Source organism: Agarilytica rhodophyticola, from assembly GCF_002157225.2.
GTDB lineage: Bacteria > Pseudomonadota > Gammaproteobacteria > Pseudomonadales > Cellvibrionaceae > Agarilytica > Agarilytica rhodophyticola.
In genome coordinates this window covers 1,257,262-1,283,800 of sequence record NZ_CP020038.1, presented here as the reverse complement: position 1 = coordinate 1,283,800, position 26,539 = coordinate 1,257,262, and the positions used below count along the sequence as shown (strand labels likewise).

Genomic DNA, 26,539 nt, shown 5'->3' with positions numbered 1-26,539 from the left:
AGCACCATGATTATTAAAGCATCACAGCGTGGCAATGCCGGGGAATTAGCACGGCATCTCTCAAACACACAGGATAATGAGCATGTGACGCTTCACAAGCTGGAACAGATGAGCGCGGATACGCTTCGTGATGCCCTCATGGAAATAGAAGCCACTGCCGCAGGGACGCGCTGTAAACAACCGTTATTTCATTGTAGTTTTAATCCCCCTGCTAATCAGAATGTGTCAACACAAGAGTTTGAAGAAGCAGCAAAGGCCACCGCCAAAAAATTAGGCTTACAAGATCAACCCTACGCCTTTGTCTTTCATGAAAAGCAAGGCCGCCGTCACGCGCATGTGGTGTGGTCACGGATTGATGCCGAGCATATGCGGGCGATTCATCTTCCGTTTTTTAAAAACCGTCTGACAGAACTCACCAAAGAAATTTACCTTTCCAAGGGCTGGACATTACCACATGGTCTGATTGATAAATCTCTTAGAAATCCATTGAACTTTACCCTCACTGAATGGCAGCAAGCCAAGCGCAGTAAAAGCGATCCACGCCTGATTAAACAGATTCTACAAAAGCATTGGCTGCATTCAAAAAATCAAAAAATATTTGAGCACAATATTGAGCAGCACGGCCTCAAACTTGCTAGAGGCGATAAGCGCGGCTATGTGGTAGTGAATTGGCAAGGGGAAGTACATTCGCTCTCACGACAGCTTGGCATGAAAGCCAAAGACTTAAAAAGCCAGCTTGACCCAACCGACACACTGCCAAGTGTAGATGAAGTGAAAGCGGCCTTTGATCAAGAGAAAATTAAAAAACTTAATCATTTCCTTAAAGAAGTGGAAAAACGTTATGTTCCTAAATTTAAAGATTTAAGACAGCAACGACAGGCAATGCAACGCGCCCATAAACAAGCGCGGCATCATTTAAAAGAAAAACAGCAGCGCCGACAACAGGCCGAACAAGAAGAGCGCCAGCAGCGCTTTAATAAAGGCTTGAGGGGATTTTGGGATAAAATCATAGGCCGTAAAAATCGCATTGAACAACGCAATCAATATGAAGCGTACCAAGCCCTGTTACGCGACCAACAAGAAAGGGATCATCTCATTTATAGCCAACTACAAGAACGACAAGAGTTACAACAGCAGATAGATAAACAGCGTGCAGATATACACCAAGAAAGAGAACATGCTGTAACAACCATGTTTGAACAAGAGCGCCCCAAAGAAATAGAACAACACTTACAACGTACAAAACAACGCTCAATTAAGCGAGATTTCAATTTGAGTTTATAGATGTAATCAATAGGTACTTAATTGATTTGCCTTTGTCTATTTCCCAAATGTTATTTCGTTTCTTTCGATAATCCCCAGTGAATTTTTCAAATTCATCAGATCAATACTAAGGGGATTTAATGCGTGTTTATTACAATGAATGTAACAAGAAAAAATGTTCAATGCTTAACGCTCTTATGTGCGACGGGCATATTTCAAAAGGAGACATAGATGATAGATCAATCAAAGATGTTGAAGCAAAAGATTTGCACGGTTATGACCGGTGTCACTTCTTCGCAGGCATTGGGTTGTGGGATTACGCCCTTAACCTCGCAGGATGGAAAAATAATTTACCCGTTTGGACAGGCTCTTGCCCATGCCAGCCATTTAGTACAGCAGGTCGACAAAAAGCTCAGGAAGACGATAGACACTTATGGCCTGAATGGGAACGCCTCATTAAAGAGTGTCGCCCTGCAACAGTCTTTGGAGAACAAGTTGCAAACGCAATTACCAAAGGGTGGCTTGACGATGTTTATCAAGGGTTGGAAACGCAAGGCTACGCCGTCGGGTCGGTTGTATTGCCAGCTTGCAGTGTCGGTGCACCCCACAAACGAGACCGATTATGGTTTGTGGCCGACACCGAATACGGGTGGCAGGGGCGCAACAAAGCTAGACTTAGTAGAAAATGGCTCGACTATTCGAAGAAGGAAGAGCGGTCAGCGGCGAGGCATGAATTTGGAAACGGCTGCTCTATGGGTAACAACAAAAATACGGGATTACAAAATTGGAGAAAAAAAACCAGTATTCAATCCTCACTACTCAAGCAACAATTTGGACAGCCACGCAGTAACGATTTCTGGCAAGCAACGGAATGGATCAATTGCCCCGATAACAAACCAAGGGCAATTGAACCCAGCATTCCCCTGTTGGCTCATGGGGATACCGAGCGAATGGGTCTTATCCATGCGGCGGGGGATGCAATCGTACCGGAAGTCGCAGCAGAATTTATAAGCGCCTATATATTGGCTCAAGAGTAAGTTAAATTAGCAAGGACGTACTTAAAAAAAGAACACGCTGTAACAACCATGTTTGAACAAGAGAGACCCAAAGAAATAAAACAACACTTACAGCGTACACGAAAACGCTCAATTAAGCAGGACTTTAATTTAAGCCTTTAATGTACTATTAAATTAAGGGTATACGTGGAAGGAATTTTATTGACAAATCCTTAATCTTTAGGCCATATAATAAGAAAAAGCGGTGATGATTGCCGCTGAGTTAAGACATATAATCTACTATGCTATAAAAGCACTTCGATTAATAATTGGAGTGCTTTTATCATATGATAAAGAAACTCCAACAAAAGCAACAAGTCTGCTGCCATGCCATCACCTCCTTTCTGCTGTTATTCCAGAAAGGATTTTCTGGAAACCCGAAAAATTCTTACGCATCCGCTTAAGATTGAGTTTCACAAAAAAGACGGCAACCACCACCGCTTATGGTTATGCCTATTTTTATAGGACTAATCAAGTCATCAAAATTACACAATTAATTCTCTCCGTTTCCCAATATTCGCCGCACTTTTTTTTATAACAAGCATATCAGCTAACCCCCTTAACTCTAAACTGATGAGGCAATAGATGAATTGTAATCTTGATGATTATCGCGGTGATATAGCCGAGTTCAATTTAACCAAAGAAGAGGAAGACGAACTCTTACTCACGCTGTGGGAGATGATGAGAATGTTTGTTCAAATAGAGCATGGTATAGATTCTACCAATATGTTTTCCCCTGATCTTTTAGAAAATTCTGATCAATCCTGAAAGCTTCAATTCGTAATACAGAAAGGATATTGTCTATGAAGCATATGCGGCAAAAAGTGCTTATTTATTGCCGGGTGAGTACAAGGCGACAACTTCATGAGGGGTCGGGCTTGACCTCACAAGAAAAACGTTGCCGTATTCATGCGGAACAACAAGGCTATGAGATTGAAGCGGTCTTTCCTGATGATGTCACAGGTAGCGGAAATTTTATGGATCGCAAAGGAATGGTAGCAATGTTGGAGCATATTAAATGTCACCCCAATACCTCTTATGTTGTTATCTTCGATGATTTAAAGCGTCTTGCTCGTGATACCAAATATTATCTTATCTTGCGTGAGACATTGGACGCATTGAAGGTGCGGGTGGAATGTCTTAACTTCACCTTTGAAGCTTCACCAGAAGGCGAGTTTTACGAAACGGTTATTGCAGCAGGTGGTCAGCTTGAGCGTAAACAAAATGCACGGCAAGTCCAACAAAAAGTCAGTGCGCGATTTGAAGCAGGCTATTGGGGGTTAGCCGCACCTTTAGGCTATAAAATGCAGATGGATAAAAAGAAGCCTCGCATTTTAATTCGTGATGAGCCGATCGCGTCTTATATACAAGAAGCATTAGAGGGCTTTGCCTGTGGTCGTTTTCAAACACAAAGTGAGGTTGCACGTTTTTTAGAAACTTGTCCTGAGTTTCCGCGCACACGCAATAAGGGGCGACAAGTACATCGAGATTTAGTCAAGAAGCTTTTGACGAAATCGGTCTATGCCGGAATGGTCGAATTAAAATGTCGAGGAATTGGGCTGCGTGAAGGGCATCACGAAGGATTGATCACTATGACCACCTATCAGAAAATACAAAATCGTTTGAACGGTAAGACTGTTGCGCCAACACGCAAAGACTTAAATCAAGATTTTGTTTTAAGGGGTGCGGTGTGCTGCACAGATTGTAACAACCCTCTGACCGCTAACTGGAGCAGTGGACGCAACAAGAAGTATCCTTATTATCTGTGCCGCACAAAGGGCTGTGTGAGCTACGGCAAATCTATTTTGCGTGAGAAAATGGAAAGCCAATTTGAAACCTTGTTAAAGCAACTCACGCCAGCCAAAAGCTTAATGAAAACCGCGACAAAAATGTTTAAATCTCTATGGGACAACGAAACAAAAGATAAGAACCGTCGTAAGCAAGACCTGCAAAAACACATCAAACAGCTTGATCGTGAAAAGGAAAAGATCATTGATAAATTGATCAAGACGGATATTGAATCGGTCATAGCAGCCTATGAGAAACGCATTCAAGATATTGAATTAGACAAGGTGGTTATAGAGGAAAAACTAAGCAATCTTGGAAAAGAAAGCGCCAGCTTTGACAAAAATTTTCGAACCGCCAAAGAATTTCTTTCAAACCCTTACAGGCTCTGGGATAGAGGGCAATACCTAGGCAAAAGAGCCGTGTTAAAACTGGCTTTTCCTCAGCACCTTATATATGACCGAAAAACAGGGTTTCGAACCGCCGCTATCGCACGCCCTTTCAGGCTTCTAGAGGGATTGAAGAAGGGGGATTCCGAAATGGCGGAGAGAGAGGGATTCGAACCCTCGATACCTTTCACAGTATACTCCCTTAGCAGGGGAGCGCCTTCGGCCACTCGGCCATCTCTCCGAAGTAGGTGTCAACTCAATAATTACACGATTTAGTTGCTCTGTGTATTTATGTCTTTGACTCAATTTAGGGGCGGCATGATATCAATAAAAAGCACAAAGTCAAACACTCTTGTTGATGATTTTGAGTTTTTATTGATATTTGCCAGATCAGCTATTACCTTGCTGCTCTTCTTCTTCTTCGTGCTGTTGTTGCTGATGTTGGTGCTGTTGTTCTTGTTTTTCGCGTTGAATTCTTTGGTAGATTTCTTCACGATGGACTGCAATTTCTTTTGGCGCGTTAACACCAATTCGAACTTGATTACCCTTTACACCTAAAACAGTTACGGTGACATCATCACCAACCATCAAAGTTTCACCTATACGGCGGGTTAAAATAAGCATTGTTGTATTCTCCTTACGTCATCCTGTGAGCACGGCAGCTTAATGTTTATGCGAATTAGCCGCTACCGTAGGTTATTATCTGACCCTTTTTGTTATTAACTCTTATACTTGAGCTTTAGTGATGGATCTTTGCATTAAACCAGCTAATTCTTGATATTCCGTCACTGAACCACCACAACTTGTACCTTCCGGTTGTGACTTCGCGCCTCCTGGCTTGCATTAAGACTCTTCTATAGTGTTATCAAGCCCAAATGCGGTATGAAGAGCTCTGACAGCTAGCTCCAAATACTTTTCATCAATGATTACCGATATCTTTATCTCAGAAGTAGTAATCATCTGAATATTGATATTTTCTTCTGCCAGTGCACTGAACATTGTCGATGCTACACCTGCATGGGAACGCATACCAACCCCAACTATCGACACTTTTGTAATCTTGTCGTCTGCACGCACTTCCCGAGCGCCAATATCGGTGGCTACATTTTTCAGTATGTGTTCTGCTTTTTCAACATCATTACGGTGCACTGTAAATGTCAAATCATTACTCTGGTCGGCAGCGATGTTCTGTACGATGACATCAATCTCTATGTTAGCTTCGCCGATGGCAGATAAAATCTTGTATGCAACGCCTGGTGAGTCAGGGATACCTAAGATCGATAGTTTCGCTTCATCACGATTAAACGCGATACCTGACACAACAGGTTGTTCCATATCTGAATATTCCTCGTCGAGAGTAATTAAAGTACCAGTACCATCTTTAAAGGTCGATAAAACACGCAATGGTACATTGTATTTGCCAGCAAACTCGACCGAACGTATTTGCAGCACTTTCGACCCTAAACTTGCCATTTCAAGCATTTCTTCAAAAGTGATACGCTCTAACCTGCGTGCTGATTCCACAACCCTAGGGTCAGTAGTATACACGCCGTCAACATCAGTGTAGATCTGACACTCGTCTGCTTTTAGCGCCGCAGCCAAGGCTACACCTGTAGTATCTGAGCCACCGCGCCCCAGCGTTGTGATATTATCTTCTTCATCGACTCCCTGAAAGCCTGCGACTACAACCACCCTGCCTTTATTGAGGTCAGCGGACATCTTTTCAATGTCAATTTCTTGAATACGAGCTTTTGTATGAGAGTCATCTGTTAAAATCTTAACTTGGCCGCCAGTATAAGACCGAGCTTCATACCCCAAGTCTTTTAAGGCCATACATAAAAGAGCAATGGTGACCTGTTCTCCGGTGGAAACCAACACATCCATCTCTCGAGCATCAGGCACTTTTTGCATTTCATGAGCAAGACCAATGAGGCGGTTAGTCTCACCACTCATGGCAGAAACGACAGCAACAATATCATGACCGTCGTCTCGAAAGCCGGCAATCTTCTTAGCTACTGATTTGATTTTCTCCGTAGTACCTACGGATGTCCCACCAAACTTCTGTACAAACAAACTCATGTGTTAGCTTTACCAATCCTAATTTTCAATCTTCAGAGGCTAGAAAAAGGGCGCCAATTAAACACTAATTTAACCCAAAAGTTAACCACTGCATCTACTTCTATCAATGTTTATTATCGACTTGCGATATTCTCTGCCACCCACAAAGGAACAGACGCCATAGCTTCGGGAAGCGCGCCAACATCCGTGCCTCCACCTTGTGCCATATCTGGACGACCTCCCCCTTTTCCGCCAATTTGGGTAGCAACGTGCTTAACAATATCACCTGCTTTTATGAGGCTTGTGGCATCTTTGGTAACACCTGCAGCTAAGGAAATTTTGCCACTATTATTCGTGGCTAAAAGTACAGCGGAGGTTCCCAATTTATTTTTCAACTGGTCAACAATATCGCGCAAGGATTTCGCATCGGCCCCTTCAAGTGTTTTTGCTAGCACTTTTACACCTGATATTTCTTGCGCTTCACTCAACCAAGCATCCACTGATGAAGAGGCTAATTTTGCCTTGAGTTGATTAAGCTCTTTATCCAACTGACGATTTTGTGAGAGTAACTGCTCCAATTTTTCAGTGATTTTCGAAGGCGCGGCTTTCAGTCTTTTCGCTACGCTGTTGAGCTCCATTTCCTGAGACTGATAATGCAATAATGCCTTTTCACCTGTAAATGCTTCTATACGCCGAATACCCGCTGCCACACCACTTTCAGAGACGATTTTGAAAACACCTATCTCTCCTGTTCTACTGACATGTGTTCCGCCACATAATTCCACAGAAAAACCATTACCCATAGATAATACGCGCACTTCATCGCCGTATTTCTCGCCGAATAAGGCCATTGCACCCTTGGCCATAGCGGTATCCATATCACAAAGCTCAGTGCTAACTTCGGAGTTCAAACGAATTTGATCATTAATCAGCTTGCTTATCTCTTGGATCTTGTCTTCGCCAACCGCTTCAGAGTGAGAAAAGTCGAAACGAAGCTTTTCGGAGTCAACCAGCGAGCCTTTTTGAGTAATATGCTCACCTAGCACTTTGCGCAGTGCTGCATGCAGCAGATGCGTAGCGGAATGATTAAGGGTTATAGCCTGCCTAACATCACCATCAATTATCGTCTGTACTTCATCGCCTTTAGCTATCCTACCGGCTAACATCACACCAATATGGATATGATTATCGCCGTGTTTTTGGCAGTCACGAACTTCAAATTTAGCGTCATTTATTACCAGATATCCTGTATCGCCAATTTGGCCACCAGACTCGCCATAAAAAGGCGTCTTGTCCAAAACAACAATACCTTCATCACCTTGTTCAAGGGCACCAACTTCGGTTTGCTGTTTGTATAAGCCTTTGACCGAGCCTGTACCATTAACATCTGTGTAGCCAATAAATTGCGTCTGACCCGCTATATTCAGGTTATCGGTATAGTCTACAGTAAAACCGCCGGCGGCTTTGGACGAAGCTTTTTGTTGCGCCATTAATTTTTCATAGCCATCGCTATCAATGCTCAAGCCTTTTTCTCTAGCGATGTCATTAGTCAAATCAACGGGAAAGCCATAGGTATCATAAAGAGCAAAAACCGTTTCTCCTGGTATAATATCTCCCTCTAATTTGGCCAGCTTATCATTTAACACCGCCATACCTTTATCGAGCGTTTTGGCAAATTGTTCTTCTTCACCCAATAATACCGATTCAATATGGTGTTGTTTTTCTCTTAGCTCTGGATAAGCATCTCCCATCTGCTCAACTAATGTAGCAACGAGCTTGTGGAAGAAAACGGCTTCTTGTCCAAGCTTGTGACCATGGCGAATCGCCCTTCGGACAATTCTGCGCAAAACATAACCCCGGCCTTCATTTGAAGGCACAACACCGTCAGATACCAGGAAGGAACATGAACGAATGTGATCGGCAATAACGCGCAATGACTGATTGCTCATATCATGGGTGCCGGTGATTTCAGCAACAGATTTCAGCAAGGCTTGGAAGAGGTCTATTTCGTAATTGGTATGCACATTTTGCAATAGCGCGGCCACTCTTTCCAAGCCCATTCCAGTATCTACCGAGGGTTTTGGAAGAGGAACAAGTGAACCATCACTTTGGCGCTCGTACTGCATGAATACGAGATTCCAGATTTCAATGTAGCGGTCTAGATCATCATTTTCACTACCTGGAGGCCCTCCAGGTACATCAGCACCATGATCATAAAATATTTCAGAACTGGGACCACATGGACCGGTATCCCCCATCTGCCAGAAGTTATCTTCATCGAGCCTAGAGAAACGATCGGGACTCACACCCACTTCTTTTAGCCAAATGTCTGCTGCTTCATCATCGGAAATATGAACCGTTACCCACATTTTTTCTTCAGGAATCTTTAGCACTTTGGTGAGGAATTCCCAAGCAAAAGCGATCGCGTCTCTTTTAAAGTAATCGCCAAAGCTAAAGTTGCCCAGCATTTCAAAAAATGTGTGGTGACGTGCTGTATAACCTACATTTTCAAGATCATTATGTTTGCCACCAGCTCGAACACATCGCTGAGAACTAGTTGCGCGAGTATAAGCACGCTTTTCTTGACCTAAAAAAACATCTTTAAACTGCACCATGCCGGCATTGGTAAAAAGCAGAGTTGCGTCATTACCAGGCACTAAGGAGCTACTAGGTACAATGGTATGGCCCTTACTTTCAAAGAAATTTAAGAAAGCATCTCTAATTTCCGCGCACTTCATAAAACTGTATTCCGATAATATATTTTTAAATAAATTCTATTCAATTAGCCATAGCTGGCCTAAGACATAGCCAGGGAGTCTTCGCTAAACTTTTTATTTGCGAGAATATGGAGATGTAAATGAAAAACCGTTTGGCCGGCATCCTCACCATTATTTATAAGTACTCGAAATGCATCCTCGACACCTAACTGTTTGGCGATAGTGCCAACAGATATCATTAAATGGCCAAGTAAAGCTTTATCTTCCTCATTAGCATCTACCAGGCGAGGAATAGGTTGTCTGGGAATAACAAGCACATGGGTTGGCGCCTGCGGGTTGATATCCTTGATACAAATACACAGTTCATCTTGATAAACAATGTCAGCAGGAATATCGCCGTTGATTATTTTAGTAAAAATCGTTTCTTCAGCCATTACAAGCCTTTTTAAAATTAGTGCATTCGAGCGAATTAGGTTTTTTTCGAAGCGAAATATTCTTTTTCTTCCAAGGATATTTCACGTGCTTCTGATTCCAGCATAACAGGGATAGCGTCACGAATAGGGTAGGCAAGACCACTGGCCACACACACCAGCTCATCTTTCTCTTGGTCGTATATTAATGGAGCCTTACTCACCGGACACACCAACATACTAAGCAATTTTTTATCAATCATATCTCTTGTACATACTAAATCGAAGAAAAGCACGAATATTACACTGCTTACCCCTGCTGTGTCTCTATCTCGCGGAGCTCCTCGTGATTTATTGAGATTTCGAATCAGAAGACGGCAATAACAAAGCAGGATCTAGGCGCTGATTAAACCAATTGATACGCCAATCTAAGTGCGGGCCAGTCACCCTGCCGGTGGCACCAACTTCGGCAATAGGCTCAAGGACATCAATCATATCACCTTCAGATACCAGTATTTTACTCAAATGAATAAATGTAGATGAGATACCCTGACCATGGTCAATGATCAAGGTGCCACCGGAGTAGTACATGTCTTCATGCACTAGTCTGACAATACCGGCTGCAGGCGCCTTTACTACTGCGCCAACAGGCCCCGCGATATCTAAACCATAGTGTGGCCGTTTAGGTACACCGTTAAAAACCCTTTGGCTGCCATATACTCCAGTAATAGGCCCTTTAAGAGGTAGCTTAAATCCTACTGTAAAAAAATCATGGGTGGAGAATTGTTTGCGCGCAGCTTTAACTTGCGCAGCTTCGGTTTGTATTCTGCGTGTCACCTCTTTTGGAGGGGCGACATACTTCTTCGCTACGCCTTCAATTTTCTGTGTAGGGTATTGGCGCTGCTTAACATCATAAAAATAGTCTTGCACTTCTTTTGATGGTGCTTTAACCGAAATTTTAAATTTGTTAGGAGTATCTCTTCCTAGTCCGAACACAAATTCGCCTTGCTCAGAAACGTAAACATCACGATCAAAAATTATCACTTTATTTGCAGGTGATGTCTTACCCTTTAATAAACCACCCTGTATCCACTCGCCGGATATTTGTAAATCGGAAGCCACACTAGACACAGAAAAAAGATATACAAAGAAAATTAAAATGCGCACAATTTAAGCACTCTTACTTAATACAGTTAAGGTTAGGCGTGTATTTTTATCATACTATTGGACTTAACCACCAATAATATGCAACATTCAACAGTATTCGCAAATCAATAGATAGAGTTATACACTTGAGTAGAGATATTTTTAAGCCATCCGTTTGGATCGCGAATACACATGTGCAGAACCTTATTACAAGCAGCCGTTTAAGAAGAATACTGTTAAAAAGAGAGTATTCATCGCTAATAAAAAACTCACAGCAAGTCACTCTTGAAATTGCAAACGACGTTCGCTTAAGTGGTATGAAAACCATACACAACGATAAGACCACCCGGCCTTTACTTATATTATTTCATGGTTGGGAAGGCTCTTGTGATTCCGGCTATGTTTTGTCATCTGGAGGCAAAGCGTTCGAATCAGGATTCAATATTTTTCGTCTCAATTTCAAAGATCATCATGATTCACATCATCTTAACGAAGGCATTTTCAACTCATCACTTATTGACGAGGCAATGGACGCTATCGCTAAAATCCAAACACTTATACCCCATACACACTGCTACCTTGCAGGCTTTTCATTAGGCGCAAACTTCGCCTTGAGAGTAGGCACTCGTGCCACCGAGCTACCTCATGCATTAGCTCGTATTGTATCTATATGCCCGGTAATAAGACCCGACCATAGTACGCAAGCAATAACAGACACTCTACCTTTTTACGAGTGGTACTTCGTGCGCAAGTGGAAACATTCCTTACAGAAAAAATTGAATTTATTTCCTCAGTATAACTATCAGACACAGTTAGAAAGCCTGAACACACTGGTAAAAATGAATGACTTTTTTATACCTGAATATACAGGGTTTGATTCCGTTGAAGACTACTTTCAATCCTACACGATCACGCCGGAGCTTTTATCAGAAATAAAAGTTGAGACACTGTTGATTGCAAGTAAAGATGACCCCGTAATTCCCATAGAGGATATCGAAGCCATACAAAAGAAAAACTGTAGTGAGAAGTTAACGTTTGATATTCAAGACTATGGATCACACTGCGCTTTTATAAAGCATATCCGCCGAGCAAGCTGGGCCGACGAACGCATGTTAGACTTTATTACAGCTTATGGAGCCTGATAACAGGTTCCATAAGCCACTAGTCCTAATCAGTAATAATATTGTTGTTATCTATGAGGTTTTGAATAATGCTCTGATCAGCGCCAAAAGTCGTCAGATCAACCCCTTGTAGCACAATGGTCATATCAGCCCCTGAACCATCACCATCCACATCAATAGATATTGTTGTATCCGTACCGTCAGATGAAAAGTCTAAGTAATCATCCAAAACTAAGGCAGAATCACTCTCGCCTTGCAGTAAATCAGAGACATCTAAAACATCACCACCAACGCCAATAGTGAAGTCGGTAATAGTGTCAACCGCCGATGAGGCTTCATCGCCTGCCTGCCAAACAAATGTGTCAGCACCAGAGCCTCCCGTAGCAGTATCATTACCCAGACCACCAAAGATCACGTCGTCGCCTACCAGTCCGGATAGCAGATTACCGTCATCGTTGCCTGCAATAAAGTCGTCTTGATCAAAACTATAACTTGCGTCCGCATTCAGGTTAATGGTGTTGACCACACTAGTATTGCCATCAGTATCGGTGACTCTAACCTCTACTTGTCGAGGTTCACTTCCCAGTGTTTCCGAGCTGGCAACCTGTATCTGCGACAAAATTTCTTCGTACTGCGCAATGGAGGCGGTTCCGGAAAAGTTGAGGGTTCGAGAAACAGCGTCATATTCTACAGTAATACCGTAAGAAGCTGCCAAATCTTCCGTAACATCCAACAAAGTGAGCTGATCCGCTTCTCGACCTAAAATAAGATTTACTGCTGCAGCTTGTAAGTCAGTGCCATCGTCAACAATTTCGAGGTTGGATGCCACACTTGCCACATTTTGTGCAACACCTGAGATTTCAATGCTAAAAACAAAGTCTCTTAAGTCCCAGTCGACGCCAGAATTAGGACTTGATGGGTCGGAGGCAATAAGATCTTCAAAACCAATCACCAGTCGACTTGGATCACCAGCATCAACACCTGAATCAGAATGCTCCAGTCCATCTGGATTTAAATTGGGGTTGCTAGCATGTAAAGTTGGCGGCAACTCTAGCCTGAAGCCTGCAGGGCTATTCTCATCGCCATCACTGTAGTAAACAAGTACAGCACCCGGCGTAGAGGTTGTCGCTGGGTTACCGGCAGAATCCTCAAAACGGAAGAAGCCGCTTCCTCTGGATAACAGAGCATTCACATCGCTAAAACCATTTTGCACAAGAAAAAAGCCTATACGACCTTCACTCACGTTATTAAGTGTAATGCTTTCATCGGCCGACGAAATGTTATTGGAGTCTGCCCAGATAAACTCCGTATTAACAATGCGACCACTATCATCTATCTGATACCAACCAATAGAGCTACTAAAGCCCGCCGATTCGGAAACAAAGTTAACTGTAACATTGCTTTCTGAATTCAACGAGAGGTTGGCAGGATCAACGCCACCGGCATCAGTAAAATCATCTTGAGGTGTTGGATCGAAATCATCGCCTACAAACTCAAAGTCTAAGTTAACGGTAGTGGGCGTAATATCCGAATCATCTACAAATACATCTGGAACCCCATTGAGATCACCTCTGATGGTAATCACAATATCTTGAGTAGTAACACCATCAGCATTAGTCACAGTAATGGTATCAGTTAGGTTATCAGTGGCGTCGGTCAAGCGCTGTATGGCTTCTTGATCATTCGCTGCACTATAAGACCAGTTGCCGTTAGCATCGATGGTTAGCTCACCATAGGTACCGGTGATCGTTTCCGGAACAAAAAGATCTTCGCCTGCATCACCTCCGCTAGCGTCAAGATCCCCTGTTACTGTCAATGATGGCGCGTCATCTTCCGTCAGAAGACCGGTGGTATCTCCGGTAATGGTGGGAACATCATCAGCACCGTTTATCGTGATGGCTACAGTCTCAGCAGTCACACCATCGGCATTCAATACTGTGAATGTATCTGTCAGAGCAACCCCAACCGCCAGTTGCTGAATAGCAGTTTGACTATTATCGGCGCTATAACGCCACTCGCCATTGCGGCTAATTTCAAGAGTGCCATAAGTTCCAGTTAAAGTGGCATCGGTGAATTCATCTTCGCCTGCATCGCCACCTGCTGCGTCCAAATCACCGGAAACCGTTAACGTGGCGGCATCGTCTTCTGTCACGGAACCGGCGGTATCGCCGGTAATCGTAGGCACATCATCATTGCCATTGATGGTAATCACGATATCTTGGGTGGTCACCCCATCCGCATTGGTGACAGTAAAGGTCTCAGTAATTGTCTGGCCGGGCGCTAGCGCTTGAATAGCACTTAAACCATTATCTACAGAGTACTCCCACCCACCATTAGCATTTATGATAAGTACACCATAAGTGGCAGTTTGAGTCTGTGGAGTAAATAAGTCTTCACCTGCATCACCGCCGGCTGCATCTAAATCGCCAGAAACTCTTAAGAATGTAGCATCATCTTCAGTGACCGAACCGGTAGTATCCCCGGTAATGGTGGGCACATCGTCGTTGCCATTGATGGTAATGACAATATCTTGGGTGGTCACCCCATCCGCATTGGTCACGGTAAAGGTGTCGGTCAAGGTTTGACCTGGGGCTAAGGCTTGAATGGCCGCTTGGCTATTGTCGGCCGTGAAAGTCCATTCCCCCGCCGCGTTAATTTCAAGTTCACCATAGGTGCCGGTCAGGGTTTCGGGATTAAACTGATCTTCTCCCGCATCACCGCCAGACGCGTCAAGATCGCCCGAAACCGTTAAGGTGGCGGCAGCGTCTTCAGTGACCGAGCCGGTGGTATCCCCGGTAATGGTGGGCACATCGTCGTTACCATTGATGGTAATCACGATATCTTGGGTAGTGACTCCGTCCGCGTTGGTGACAGTAAAGGTTTCCGTGAGCGTTTGACCAGGCGCTAAGGCTTGAATCGCGGCTTGGCTATTCACAGCCGAATACGTCCATTCTCCAGCCGCATTAATCGTGAGATCACCATAGGTGCCGGTCAGGGTTTCAGCGTTAAATTGATCTTCTCCCGCATCACCGCCGGCCGCGTCAAGATCGCCCGAAACCGTTAAGGCGGCGGCATCATCTTCGGTGACCGAACCGGTGGTATCGCCCGTAATCGTAGGCACATCGTCGTTGCCGTTGATGGTAATGACAATATCTTGGGTGGTGACTCCGTCCGCGTTGGTCACGGTAAAGGTGTCAGTGAGCGTTTGACCTGGGGCTAAGGCTTGAATTGCGGCTTGGCTATTGTCGGCCGTGAAAGTCCATTCCCCGGCGGCGTTAATTTCAAGTTCACCATAGGTGCCAGTCAGGGTTTCGGGATTAAACTGATCTTCGCCCGCATCGCCGCCGGCCGCATCTAAATCGCCAGAAGTGGTGAGGGTCGCGGCATCATCTTCGGTGACCGAGCCGGTAGTATCCCCGGTAATGGTGGGCACATCGTCATTGCCATTGATAGTAATGACAATATCTTGGGTGGTCACCCCATCCGCGTTGGTCACGGTAAAGGTGTCGGTCAAGGTTTGACCTGGGGCTAAAGACTGAATCGCCGCTTGGCTATTGTCGGCCGTGAAAGTCCATTCCCCGGCGGCGTTGATTTCAAGTTCACCATAGGTACCGTTCAGAGTTTCAGGATTAAACTGATCTTCGCCCGCATCGCCGCCGGCCGCATCTAAATCGCCAGAAGTGGTGAGGGTCGCGGCATCATCTTCAGTGACAGAACCGGCAGTATCGCCGGTAATCGTGGGAACATCATCATTGCCATTGATGGTAATCACGATATCTTGCGTGGTCACCCCGTCCGCATTCGTGACAGTAAAAGTATCCGTTAACGTTTGACCCGGGGCTAAGGCTTGAATCGCCGCTTGGCTATTGTCGGCCGTGAAAGTCCATTCCCCCGCTGCGTTGATTTCAAGTTCGCCATAGGTGCCGTTCAGAGTTTCAGGATTAAACTGATCTTCTCCCACATCGCCGCCGGCCGCATCCAAATCACCAGATGTAGTCAACATTGCCGCATCATCTTCGGTGACCGAGCCAGTGGTATCGCCTGTAATGGTGGGCACATCATCATTGCCATTGATGGTAATCACGATATCTTGGGTAGTGACTCCGTCCGCATTCGTGACGGTAAAGCTTTCCGTGAGCGTTTGACCAGGCGCTAAGGCTTGAATCGCGGCTTGGCTATTCACAGCCGAATACGTCCATTCTCCAGCCGCATTAATCGTGAGATCACCATAGGTGCCGTTCAGAGTTTCAGGATTAAACTGATCTTCGCCCGCATCACCGCCGGTCGCATCCAAATCACCGGAAACCGTTAACGTGGCAGCATCGTCTTCTGTCACGGAACCGGCAGTATCGCCGGTAATCGTGGGCACATCATCGTTACCATTGATGGTAATGACGATATCTTGGGTCGTCACCCCGTCCGCATTCGTGACAGTAAAAGTATCCGTTAACGTTTGACCCGGGGCTAAGGCTTGAATCGCCGCTTGGCTATTGTCGGCCGTAAAAGTCCATTCCCCCGCTGCGTTGATTTCAAGTTCACCATAGGTACCGGTCAGTGTTTCAGCGTTAAATCGATCTTCACCCGCATCACCGCCGGCCGCGTCTAAATCACCGCTGGTTGTTAGGGTCGCGGCATCATCTTCAGTGACCGAGCCAGTGGTATCGCCCGTAATGGTGGGCACATCATCGTTACCATTGATGGTAATCACGATATCTTGGGTCGTCACCCCATCCGCATTCGTGACGGTAAAGGTTTCCGTTAACGTCTGACCCGGGGCTAAAGCCTGAATCGCCGCTTGACTATTGTCGGCCGTAAAAGTCCATTCCCCGGCGGCGTTAATTTCAAGTTCACCATAAGTACCGGTCAGGGTTTCGGCGTTAAATTGATCTTCTCCCGCATCGCCGCCGGCCGCATCTAAATCGCCAGAAGTGGTGAGGGTCGCAGCAGCATCTTCAGTGACAGAGCCAGAAGTATCACCCGTAATCGTAGGCACATCATCGTTACCATTGATGGTAATCACGATATCTTGGGTCGTCACCCCGTCAGCGTTGGTGACAGTAAAAGTATCCGTTAACGTTTGACCCGGGGCTAAGGCTTGAATCGCGGCTTGACTATTGTCAGCCGTGAAAGTCCATTCCCCCGCGGCGTTGATTTCAAGTTCGCCATAGGTGCCGTTCAGAGTTTCAGGATTAAACTGATCTTCTCCCACATCGCCGCCGGCCGCATCCAAATCACCAGATGTAGTCAACATTGCCGCATCATCTTCGGTGACCGAGCCAGTGGTATCGCCTGTAATGGTGGGCACATCATCATTGCCATTGATGGTAATCACGATATCTTGGGTAGTGACTCCGTCCGCATTCGTGACGGTAAAGCTTTCCGTGAGCGTTTGACCAGGCGCTAAGGCTTGAATCGCGGCTTGGCTATTCACAGCCGAATACGTCCATTCTCCAGCCGCATTAATCGTGAGATCACCATAGGTGCCGTTCAGAGTTTCAGGATTAAACTGATCTTCGCCCGCATCACCGCCGGTCGCATCCAAATCACCGGAAACCGTTAACGTGGCAGCATCGTCTTCTGTCACGGAACCGGCAGTATCGCCGGTAATCGTGGGCACATCATCGTTACCATTGATGGTAATGACGATATCTTGGGTGGTCACCCCGTCCGCATTCGTGACGGTAAAAGTGTCAGTCAGCGTCTGCCCTGGCGCTAAGGCTTGAATCGCGGCTTGAGAATTGACCGCTTCGTATGTCCATTCCCCGGCAGCGTTAATTTCAAGTTCACCATAGGTGCCGGTTAGCGTTTCGGGGTTAAACTGATCTTCTCCCGCATCACCGCCAGCCGCATCTAAATCACCAGAAGTGGTGAGGGTTGCGGCAGCATCTTCAGTGACAGAGCCAGAAGTATCGCCCGTAATGGTAGGCACATCATCGTTACCATTAATGGTAATCACGATATCTTGGGTCGTCACTCCGTCCGCATTCGTGACAGTAAAAGTATTCGTTAACGTTTGACCCGGGGCTAAGGCTTGAATGGCCGCTTGGCTATTGTCGGCCGTGAAAGTCCATTCTCCGGCAGCGTTGATTTCAAGTTCACCATAGGTACCGGTTAGCGTTTCAGGATTAAATTGATCTTCTCCCGAATCACCGCCGGCAGCGTCCAAATCACCAGATGTAGTCAACATTGTCGCATCATCTTCGGTGACCGAGCCAGTGGTATCGCCCGTAATCGTAGGCACATCATCGTTACCATTGATGGTAATCACGATATCTTGGGTAGTGACTCCGTCCGCATTGGTCACGGTAAAAGTGTCGGTCAAGGTTTGACCCGGTGCTAAGGCTTGAATCGCTGCTTGGCTATTGTCGGCCGTGAAAGTCCATTCCCCGGCGGCGTTGATTTCAAGTTCACCATAGGTACCGTTCAGAGTTTCTGGATTAAACTGATCTTCGCCTGGATCACCACCAGCAGCATCTAAATCTCCAGAAACGGTTAGTGTGGCCGCATCATCTTCCGTAACACTTCCTGCTGTATCGCCACTGATAGCCGGAATATCATCCACTGCATCGATAACAAAATCATCACTATCATTGGAGACATTGCCAGCTAAGTCACTGCCGCTGATGGAAGCCGTGTAATTACCGTCGGCCAAGGCATCGGGGTCTGGGATAGTAAATACCCAAGCGCCGGTGGTGGCATCTGGCGTTACGGTGTAGTCAATACCATTGACAGTCAGCGTAAGGTAGCCATCGATATTTGCGCTGGTACCAGAGAAAGTAGGGAGCGGCGAATCAACGGTATCCAAATTATTAATGGTGACGATGGGAATGTCGTTATCTACCACAAAATCATCGCGATCTGAGGCGGAGTTGCCCTGGGCATCATTGCCGATAATGGTGGCGGTGTAATTACCGTCTGGCAATACGTCTGATGGCGGCAGAGTGAAAGTCCATGAGCCATCGGCCGCAGGTGTTACCGAATAAGACATACCGTCGACGGTCAGCATCAAGTCGCCATCAGTGTTGGCCGAAGTGCCCGAAAAAATCACAGTACCAGAGACAACCGATTGATCATCTATTGTGACTTCCGGCGCAAAGGCATCAACAACGAATAAATCATCAGCGGAAGCCGTATTACCCTGCGCATCGCTTACAGTAATTTGCGCGGTGTAATCTCCATCAGGCAAGGCTGCGGGAAGGGTAAAACTCCAGTCCCCATTTGGCTGAGGTGTTACTGTGTAATCAACACCGTTGACTGATAGAGTGAAGTCCCCATCGGTATTAGCACTCGTACCTTCAAAGGTAGGGAAGCTATTTGATACCGAATTTTGATCGACAATAGTGACCGTTGGTAACAAAGCATCAACGATGAAATCATCAGTAGCTGTGGAATCATTGCTGAGTATATCTGTGCCGGAGACACTCACTTGATAATTGCCATCAGGCAAGCTTGCACCAGCAGGTATAGTAAAGTTCCAGCTACCATCTGAAGCTGGAGTAACGCTGTAATCGACGCCATTTACAGTAAGCGTGATATCCCCTTGGATATTCGCACTTGTACCTGAGAAGCTGGGAGTATTCGTGTTTACAGTGTCACTATTATTAATTGTCACAACACCTGGGTCATAAACAACAGACACCGGAATTGTGGTTTGGCTTTCACCGCCATTACCGTCAGATAGGGTATATTGAATAGTATCCGTGCCAAAAAAACCGTCGTTGGGAGTATAGGTTAAAGTACCATCGCTTTCGATTACGACACTGCCGCTTGTGGCGCTAGCACCAGTGATGGATAAGTCATCGCCATCAACATCGGTATCATTTCCCAAAGCGTTTACGTTAACAGATGTCAGCGGAACGGTACTGACAAGAGAATCGGCATTGGCTATCGGTGCATCATTAACAGCATCAACCGCAAGAGAGATTGTATTTTCAGCTTCACCTCCTTGGCCATCGGAGACGGTATAAGAAAATTGGGGATTTCCGAACCAATTTTCCGAAGGAGTAAAAGTAAAGGTTCCATCACCGTTGTCAATAACTTCCCCCTCGCCAGACACTAAGCTAACACCTGAAACCGTTAGAATATCGGAAGCGTCAATATCCGAAGAACCCGCCAATAGTTGTGTCGCATTAAAAACAATACTTTGATCTTCGTTAATTTGCCCAAGGTCAATGGGAGCACCGGCGATAGGAGCATCATTAACGTTGTTAACATTGAGATTAAATGTTGTCGTTACTGAATTGTTAACAAAGCCCGAGTTATCCGTGGCTGTCACAGAAATAAGGTACTGGCCATCTTGCGAAAATGCAGCGTCATTAGTGGGGGTTCCACTTAACACTCCAGTCTGGGGGTCGAAGGACAAACCTTCAGGCAACGAGCTAACAGTAAATTGTAGACTTTGCGCTACATCGATATCAGAAAAAGACTGAGATAAATCGAAGGATACTGGAACATCCTCGTCAATGCTGACATCTGCGATTCCGGTGGTACTCGGCGGGTTGTTAAACTGCTGAAAATTTTCAGCGTTTGTTTGTGTGGCGACACGAGTTAAGCCCGATGTTTCAAAACCACTTTCTGGGGTTATTCTACCAGCGGTCAACTCTACCCGTGCAGCGCTACCAGCAGACGAACTAGAACTGCCATCTGGTGAGCCGCCTGCAGCAGGTGCTTGCAGCAAATCTTCAATAGATTCACCTCCCTCTAAAGCCTGGGCTATAAGCTCAAAATTAACACCTTCACCGATTCCCTCTTCGAGGATTTGATCAAGTAAGGCTAGTAGCTCCTGATCGAGTGTAAGTTCTTCATCGTGACCAAGGCTGACCACACCATGACCATCAACCGAGAGCAGCACAACACTGCTGCCCATAGTTTTAACAGTACTTCCATACGGCAATGACTGACCTACCTGCCCCGGACTTTTTACACCGTTGGAATCAACAACAATAATATTGCCTTGGATTCCTTCGATTTTTCCGAGAACCTTTACTCCACTGTCTGTGTTTGAAGTTTCATTTGCCATGTGAAAAATACCTTCATTTCATCAAAAAAATTTATTGGTAGCTAATATTCATCGCTGCCAATAATGTACCCAGCGCATTAAAAATACGGTAGCGGGCAAATAACTGGTCATACTGAGCATTGATAAGTGCGCGTTTGGCTTCAACAACTTCAGTTTCAGTATTCAATAAATCTAGTAATGTTCTACGCCCAATATTAAATTGTTTGGCGTAGGCTGCTTTGGTGGATGTGGCAGCCTTATAATGCCCTTCTAAAAACGTCATCTGGGCACTTAATGCTTTGTGAGCATTCCAAGAAAGATTTGTACTTTCTACCACCTGTCGGCGAGAGTTATTACGTATATCTTTCGACTGTTCTATTAATTTGGCCGTTTGCTTTCTTCTTGCTCTATCAGCACCACCGTTGTATAGATTGTATTGCAAGCGCAAAGCCACGATCAGATCTTCATCTTCACCTTCAATGCCGCCTATATTTTCATCCCAACGTTTCTCTGCTTCTAATCTTAAGGTTGGCCAATATCTGCTGCCAGCAGCTTTATACTGCTCCTGAGCTGCCTTGAAATCTGCTGTCGCCGAGTGCAAGGTAGGATGTTTTTCTACCGCCGCCGCAACCGCATTTTCAATAGACTCTGGCAACTCACCAATCTCTTCAGGCTTAGCCATATTTTCAAGGTTGGGATAAAAACCCGCGACTCGAAAAAAGTTAGCTTGAGCATCAGCTAAATTATTTTGAGCAACTACCATATTGGCATTTGCCAGAGCCAAACGAGCAGCGATTTGATCGAGATCGGCTTTGCTACCCACACCTTTATCACTGCGCAACTTCATCTGATCATATATATTTTGATGCTCCCACAAAGTTGCGCGGGTTAAATCCAACAACTCTTTTTGTCTTAGCACATTGATATAAACCTCTGCAGTACGCAAGGCGATATCCTGTGCAGTGGCATTGGCCACATACTCTAAACTTTCCACGCGAGCTTTCTGCCGGCGAATCTCTGCATTAGTTCCGAAGCCATCAAAAATAAGTTGCTCGGCTTGCAAAGACAGTTCTTCGCGGGTGAGGTCTATATCCTCTCCACCTGTTACCGGCGCATTTCGCGTTTCCTCACCAACACCTGCATTTAGGTTTACTGTTGGTAAATATTCAGCGCGCGCTTGCTTTACTTCATAGGTTCGCGACTGTAATTCATGAATAACAGACAGCATTCTCGGGTTAGTCTTTAAGGTCTCCTCCACTGCTTCGCTTAATGTATACGCTTGCGTTGACATCCCCACAAACGAAATAATTACCACTACAAGAGCCTTCACATGTAGACTATTCATCCATCCCCACCTAGTTTTTTTCAGTTCAAATTGGACACTGCAAATAATGTGCTAACTCTTTAGGAATATGCAAAAAATGCCGTTTTTATTGCCTTTATGCGTTTATTACATAACTAAAGATTCGGCACATACATCGCTTATTTATTTTTATTCATAAAAACAGCATTAATAAATTCACTGGACATTAGAAAAAATGCTGTTAAAACGATTATGTAAAACAACTCGACACAAGATTCTTTATTCTTACGCCAGATACTTCTTTTGTTTATAATGACATCACTTTTTATTCTTTAAAACAAGAACAAAGAATAAAAAACAGTCATCTTTCCCTTAGAGCGAGACGTTTAGTTTTAAGAATTGGCTTTAATATATAGTCGAGTATGGTCTTTTCTCCGGTGAGAATATCAACGCTCACCGTCATTCCAGGAATTATTGGCAACTCAGTACCATCAGGGCCAACGAAAACACGGCTAGTTTCTACTTTTACTAAGTAAAAACTCATATTTTCTTCGTCAGTGATAGTATCGGGACTAATATGGACGACGTTGCCATTAAGCCCACCCATTACCGAAAAATCATAGGCTGTAAATTTTATCTTAGCTGTTTGCCCAGGATGCAAATATGCAATATCAGAAGGCCTGACTTTCGCTTCGATCAGCAACACCTCTTCACTGGGAACCACTTCGGCGATATCCATACCAGGCTGGATAACACCTCCTATAGTATTCACCAATAAGCGCTTAACCGTGCCAGAGACCGGCGAAACAACGAGTGTTCTTTCAACTCGATCAGCAAGAGCTTCACTGGTTTCAGCCAAACGAGAAAGTTCTAATGTAATTTCGTTCAATTGTTCTCGTGCTTCCCGGCGAAAAACCAGGCTCAGGTTATTTAATTTCTCTTCGGCTTCTCTCAGACTGGATTTTACTCGTGGCAAAGCGAGTTCTGCCGCAGCCAGCTCACCGCTTAAATCATTGAGTTGCCTTTCAAGTCGCAGTAATTCCACTTCTGAAACAGCCCCCTCTGACGCTAACGGTCGTGTTAACTCTAATTCAGTATTGAGTAACTCATAGCTTTTTTGTAACTGCTTATACTTGGCGCCAAGTTCAGACTGTTCTTGCTTCTTTTGAGATATTTGTTGTAATAAAACCTGACGATTACTATTTAATTCACTTTGACGAGAATCGTAAAATGCCTTTTCTTGAGCGCTTAAAGTTGGATCCCATTTTGAATCGGTGGGAATTTTAAATTCTTGGCCATCGGCCTCTGCTCTCAATCTTGCTGAACGTATTTGTAATTGCGCCAAAGTCACACCTGCCTCTCTCAGAGAAGAAGCAAAACGTGTGTCATCAAGCCGTACTAAAGGCTGGCCTCTTTTCACAAGATCGCCTTCAGCGACAAACAGCTCCGCCAGTATCCCGCCCTCCAAATTTTGGATAATTTGCACTTGTTGAGATGGAATCACCTTACCTTCTCCCCGAGTAAACTCATCGACAAAAGTGAAACCGGCCCATAAAAAAAAGCTGATAAAAAAGAGTAAAACCACCAATAAAAGCTGCCGCCCACCCTTCGGTGTTTGCTGTAAAACAGCAGCTTTAGCAGAAGAAATATAATCTAAGTCTTCGTCTACGAGGGAGATTTTGTCATCATCATGACGACAAATATCGCGAAAAGTGCGGTACATCTTGTGTATTTTATTTAGCGACACGAAGCTGACCTTTTTTTAATGCATCAAGAATTTTATCCTTTGCCCCGTCGGCGATAATTCGTCCCGCTTCAAGTACAATAATACGATCCACTAATTCCAACATAGCCGACTTATGCGTAACTAGCACGAGCGTCTTACTAGCAAGCTCTTTTTGTAAGTTAGCCAACAAACGTAATTCACTGGCATTATCCATTGCCATACTTGGTTCATCGAGCAAAGCAATAGGAGCTTTACTCACCAGCGCGCGAGCAATATTAATCGCTTGTTTTTGGCCTCCAGAAAGACCTTCACCTCGTTCACCTACAATTCGCTCAAAGCCCTTGGGGTGCTGATTCACAAAATCCATCACACCGGCAATATCAGCTGCGCGGATGATCTCCTCATCACTAAGGTTTGTCTGGTGAAAGGCAATGTTTTCTCGTATTGAACCGTAAAACAACACACTTTCTTGAGGGACATACCCAATATTATTACGGAGCTGAGCGGGGTCAAGTTGCATAATATCAATGCCATCAAGCAAAATTGATCCGTTACTTACCTGATACAGCCCCATTAACAACTTATGTAAAGTGGATTTGCCCGATCCTATACGCCCAATAATGCCGACTTTTTCCCCCGGGTTAATTTTAAAACTGACACCATTTAAAGAAGCAATAGTTTCATTTGGGTAGGAGAAATCAACGTTTTTAAATTCTATCGCTCCTTGAAAACTTAGCCTTTCAATAAATTTTTTATGCTTCGGCCGCTCTTGTTGTCGGGTTACAATTTCTTCTAAAGCATCTAAGGCCAACTTAGCTTGATGATACTGCACAAGTAAGCCAGAAACTTGTGCCAGAGGTGCAAGTGCTCGACTAACCAGAATGACACTGGCGATAAGTGCTCCTTGAGTCAGTTCATTTTCAGCAATACTATAAACCCCAACAACTACGACAAACACCCCTGCCATCTGCTGCACAAAGGCTGAAAACGTGGTGGCACTGGAAGAAAATATTCGCCAGCGCAGCCCCCACAAGGATAGAGTTCCAACCGCAGACTCCCATTTACGAATAACGCGACCTTCGGCACCTAAGCCTTTCAATGTTTCAAGGTTGGATAGGGCTTCAACTAAGGTGGCATTTTTCTGTGCTGATGCGACAAAAGTATTCGACACCAACAGTTTCAATTTTCTTTGTACAAACCATGAGTAACTTAAAATAAGCGGAATAGCCACAATTGGCACCCACGCAATTGGCCCTCCAATATAAGTCACCACAACAATAAAAAGAGCAACAAATGGCAAATCGACAAATGTGGATATTGTCGCCGAAGTGATAAAATTCCTTATGGCTTCAAATTCTTTAATTTTACTGGCGAAAGCACCGACAGATTGGGGATGCTCAGAATAATGAGCTCCCAAGACTTTCTCCATAATAAAAGTCGACAGCAATACATCGGACTTTTTACCTGCCACCTCGATAAAATAAGTACGCAACAAACGTAAGATAAAATCAAAAGAGTAGAGCACTAATATTCCTAGCGCCAACGCCCAGAGAGTTTCAATTGCGTTATTTGGCACCACCCTATCGTATACATTCATAACAAACAGAGGGTTAGCGATAACAAAAATATTGATCATGAAAGATGCAATAAGAACATCTCTATATATCCGCCATGAGCGGCCTAATGTACTCCAAAACCAATGAGGCTCAGTACGGGTCTCGCCTTGTTCGACACGAGCTTCTAATGAATAATCTGAACGAATATAGATGCAGAGCCCTGAATAATCCTGCTGAAGTTCATCAAGAGTTGCACGGGCATTCTCACCTATTTGAGGGTCAAAATAACTATAATCTCCCTCTTCATTTATTCCCTCAATAACAAGAACTTTGTTGTCTGCAAATAAAGCGACAGCCGGAAGAACGAGTGCCGATATGGCTTTAAATTCGCGCTCTACAATTTTTGCTTCAAGGCCTGCACGAGCAGCAGCGCGTAAAAACAACTCTGGAGAAAGTTTGCCATTGACTAAAGGCAGCTCCGCCAGTAAAGCAGACCGGCCGACAACTTTTCCTTCGAGGGAGCATATGTGCACAAGCGATTCAAGAAGAACATCTTGATCATTTGCACTACTTGTCATGTTATTTTCGTTTTGATCCACGACTACTCTTTACCTTTTGTAAACCCTGTTATCGTTTTTCCATAAATATAATATAGGACAGGGTTAAGCAATATCGAAAATAAACACATTTTTAATAAGCATATACACAACACCAACTTGTAGCAGCTTATTTTTCATCAGTTGAGTATCAGCTCTAATAGCACCTGCCAATGACATCAAGGACGACATTCTGACTGATCTTAATAAGTAAGTATACGCTTAGGGTGTAAATCGGGTTAGCTTTTATATCTTTTATGTAAAAGCTTTTACATCTTTTTTACATTTAGAACTAGCAGTTAACCTGTTAATGGTATGTTTTCTTGTTCAACTGGCATATTACAAGTCATAACATTTGCGCAAATTTCATACAGGAGTGCTGCTGATGTGGATATTGGAATTACAGACATGATAAG

General features: G+C 44.6%; 15 protein-coding genes, 1 tRNA gene and 1 pseudogene. 6 read left to right on the top strand and 11 right to left on the bottom strand.

Translation table 11 applies throughout. The features are described from left to right. Positions 1-6: 6 nt before the first annotated feature. The 5 genes and pseudogenes from BVC89_RS05420 to BVC89_RS30695 form a co-directional block, all read left to right on the top strand. Positions 7-1,284, top strand: coding sequence for a relaxase/mobilization nuclease domain-containing protein (locus BVC89_RS05420; protein ID WP_086930206.1), 1,278 nt, complete (start codon positions 7-9; stop codon positions 1,282-1,284). A 119-nt stretch (positions 1,285-1,403) separates the two neighbouring features. Continuing rightward, on the top strand, positions 1,404-2,300 hold the full coding sequence (locus BVC89_RS05415; RefSeq protein ID WP_086930205.1) for a DNA cytosine methyltransferase: 897 nt from the start codon (positions 1,404-1,406) through the stop codon (positions 2,298-2,300). Positions 2,301-2,526: 226 nt separating this feature from the next. Beyond that, positions 2,527-2,856, top strand: a complete 330-nt coding sequence (locus tag BVC89_RS05410; protein WP_103654237.1) for a hypothetical protein — start codon at positions 2,527-2,529, stop codon at positions 2,854-2,856. 47 nt (positions 2,857-2,903) lie between these two features. Continuing rightward, entirely contained in the window at positions 2,904-3,086 is a 183-nt protein-coding gene (locus BVC89_RS05405) for a hypothetical protein (RefSeq protein WP_086930204.1), read from the top strand. A gap of 35 nt (positions 3,087-3,121) precedes the next feature. After that, a pseudogene (locus BVC89_RS30695) lies at positions 3,122-3,580 on the top strand (recombinase family protein); the annotation flags it as partial. 1,063 nt (positions 3,581-4,643) lie between these two features. On the opposite strand, the gene BVC89_RS05395 reads toward BVC89_RS30695, so the two are convergent. From BVC89_RS05395 to BVC89_RS05365, 7 genes are all read right to left on the bottom strand, one after another. Beyond that, positions 4,644-4,733, bottom strand: a tRNA-Ser gene (locus tag BVC89_RS05395). 149 nt (positions 4,734-4,882) lie between these two features. Continuing rightward, positions 4,883-5,116, bottom strand: a complete 234-nt coding sequence (gene csrA / locus BVC89_RS05390; protein ID WP_086930203.1) for a carbon storage regulator CsrA — start codon at positions 5,114-5,116, stop codon at positions 4,883-4,885. A gap of 219 nt (positions 5,117-5,335) precedes the next feature. Beyond that, entirely contained in the window at positions 5,336-6,571 is a 1,236-nt protein-coding gene (locus BVC89_RS05385) for an aspartate kinase (protein ID WP_086930202.1), read from the bottom strand. Between the two features lie 113 nt (positions 6,572-6,684). Then, complete coding sequence (alaS, locus tag BVC89_RS05380) at positions 6,685-9,288, bottom strand: alanine--tRNA ligase (RefSeq protein ID WP_086930201.1); 2,604 nt, start codon at positions 9,286-9,288, stop codon at positions 6,685-6,687. Between the two features lie 59 nt (positions 9,289-9,347). After that, entirely contained in the window at positions 9,348-9,701 is a 354-nt protein-coding gene (locus BVC89_RS05375; protein ID WP_086930200.1) for a histidine triad nucleotide-binding protein, read from the bottom strand. A gap of 35 nt (positions 9,702-9,736) precedes the next feature. Next, a complete protein-coding gene (locus BVC89_RS05370) occupies positions 9,737-9,940 on the bottom strand; it encodes a Trm112 family protein (protein WP_086930199.1) in 204 nt (67 codons plus the stop codon). An 88-nt stretch (positions 9,941-10,028) separates the two neighbouring features. After that, positions 10,029-10,799, bottom strand: coding sequence for a M23 family metallopeptidase (locus tag BVC89_RS05365; protein ID WP_245929349.1), 771 nt, complete (start codon positions 10,797-10,799; stop codon positions 10,029-10,031). Positions 10,800-10,969: 170 nt separating this feature from the next. On the opposite strand from BVC89_RS05365, the gene BVC89_RS05360 reads away from it, so the two are divergent. Continuing rightward, positions 10,970-11,965 carry a YheT family hydrolase gene (locus tag BVC89_RS05360; RefSeq protein ID WP_086930197.1) on the top strand — a complete coding sequence of 332 codons (996 nt, stop codon included), beginning with the start codon at positions 10,970-10,972 and terminating at the stop codon, positions 11,963-11,965. A 25-nt stretch (positions 11,966-11,990) separates the two neighbouring features. Here the strand turns inward: BVC89_RS05360 and BVC89_RS05355 are convergent, their stop codons facing one another. From BVC89_RS05355 to BVC89_RS05340, 4 genes are all read right to left on the bottom strand, one after another. Then, a complete protein-coding gene (locus tag BVC89_RS05355; protein ID WP_087684106.1) occupies positions 11,991-20,963 on the bottom strand; it encodes a retention module-containing protein in 8,973 nt (2,990 codons plus the stop codon). A 31-nt stretch (positions 20,964-20,994) separates the two neighbouring features. Next, positions 20,995-22,287: a TolC family outer membrane protein gene (locus BVC89_RS05350; protein WP_086930196.1), complete on the bottom strand. Its 1,293-nt coding sequence runs from the start codon at positions 22,285-22,287 to the stop codon at positions 20,995-20,997. Positions 22,288-22,606: 319 nt separating this feature from the next. Beyond that, positions 22,607-23,992: an HlyD family type I secretion periplasmic adaptor subunit gene (locus BVC89_RS05345; protein ID WP_245929348.1), complete on the bottom strand. Its 1,386-nt coding sequence runs from the start codon at positions 23,990-23,992 to the stop codon at positions 22,607-22,609. After that, entirely contained in the window at positions 23,979-26,126 is a 2,148-nt protein-coding gene (locus BVC89_RS05340) for a type I secretion system permease/ATPase (RefSeq protein ID WP_086930194.1), read from the bottom strand. Before BVC89_RS05340 ends, BVC89_RS05345 begins: the two co-directional genes overlap by 14 nt. Positions 26,127-26,539: the final 413 nt, after the last annotated feature.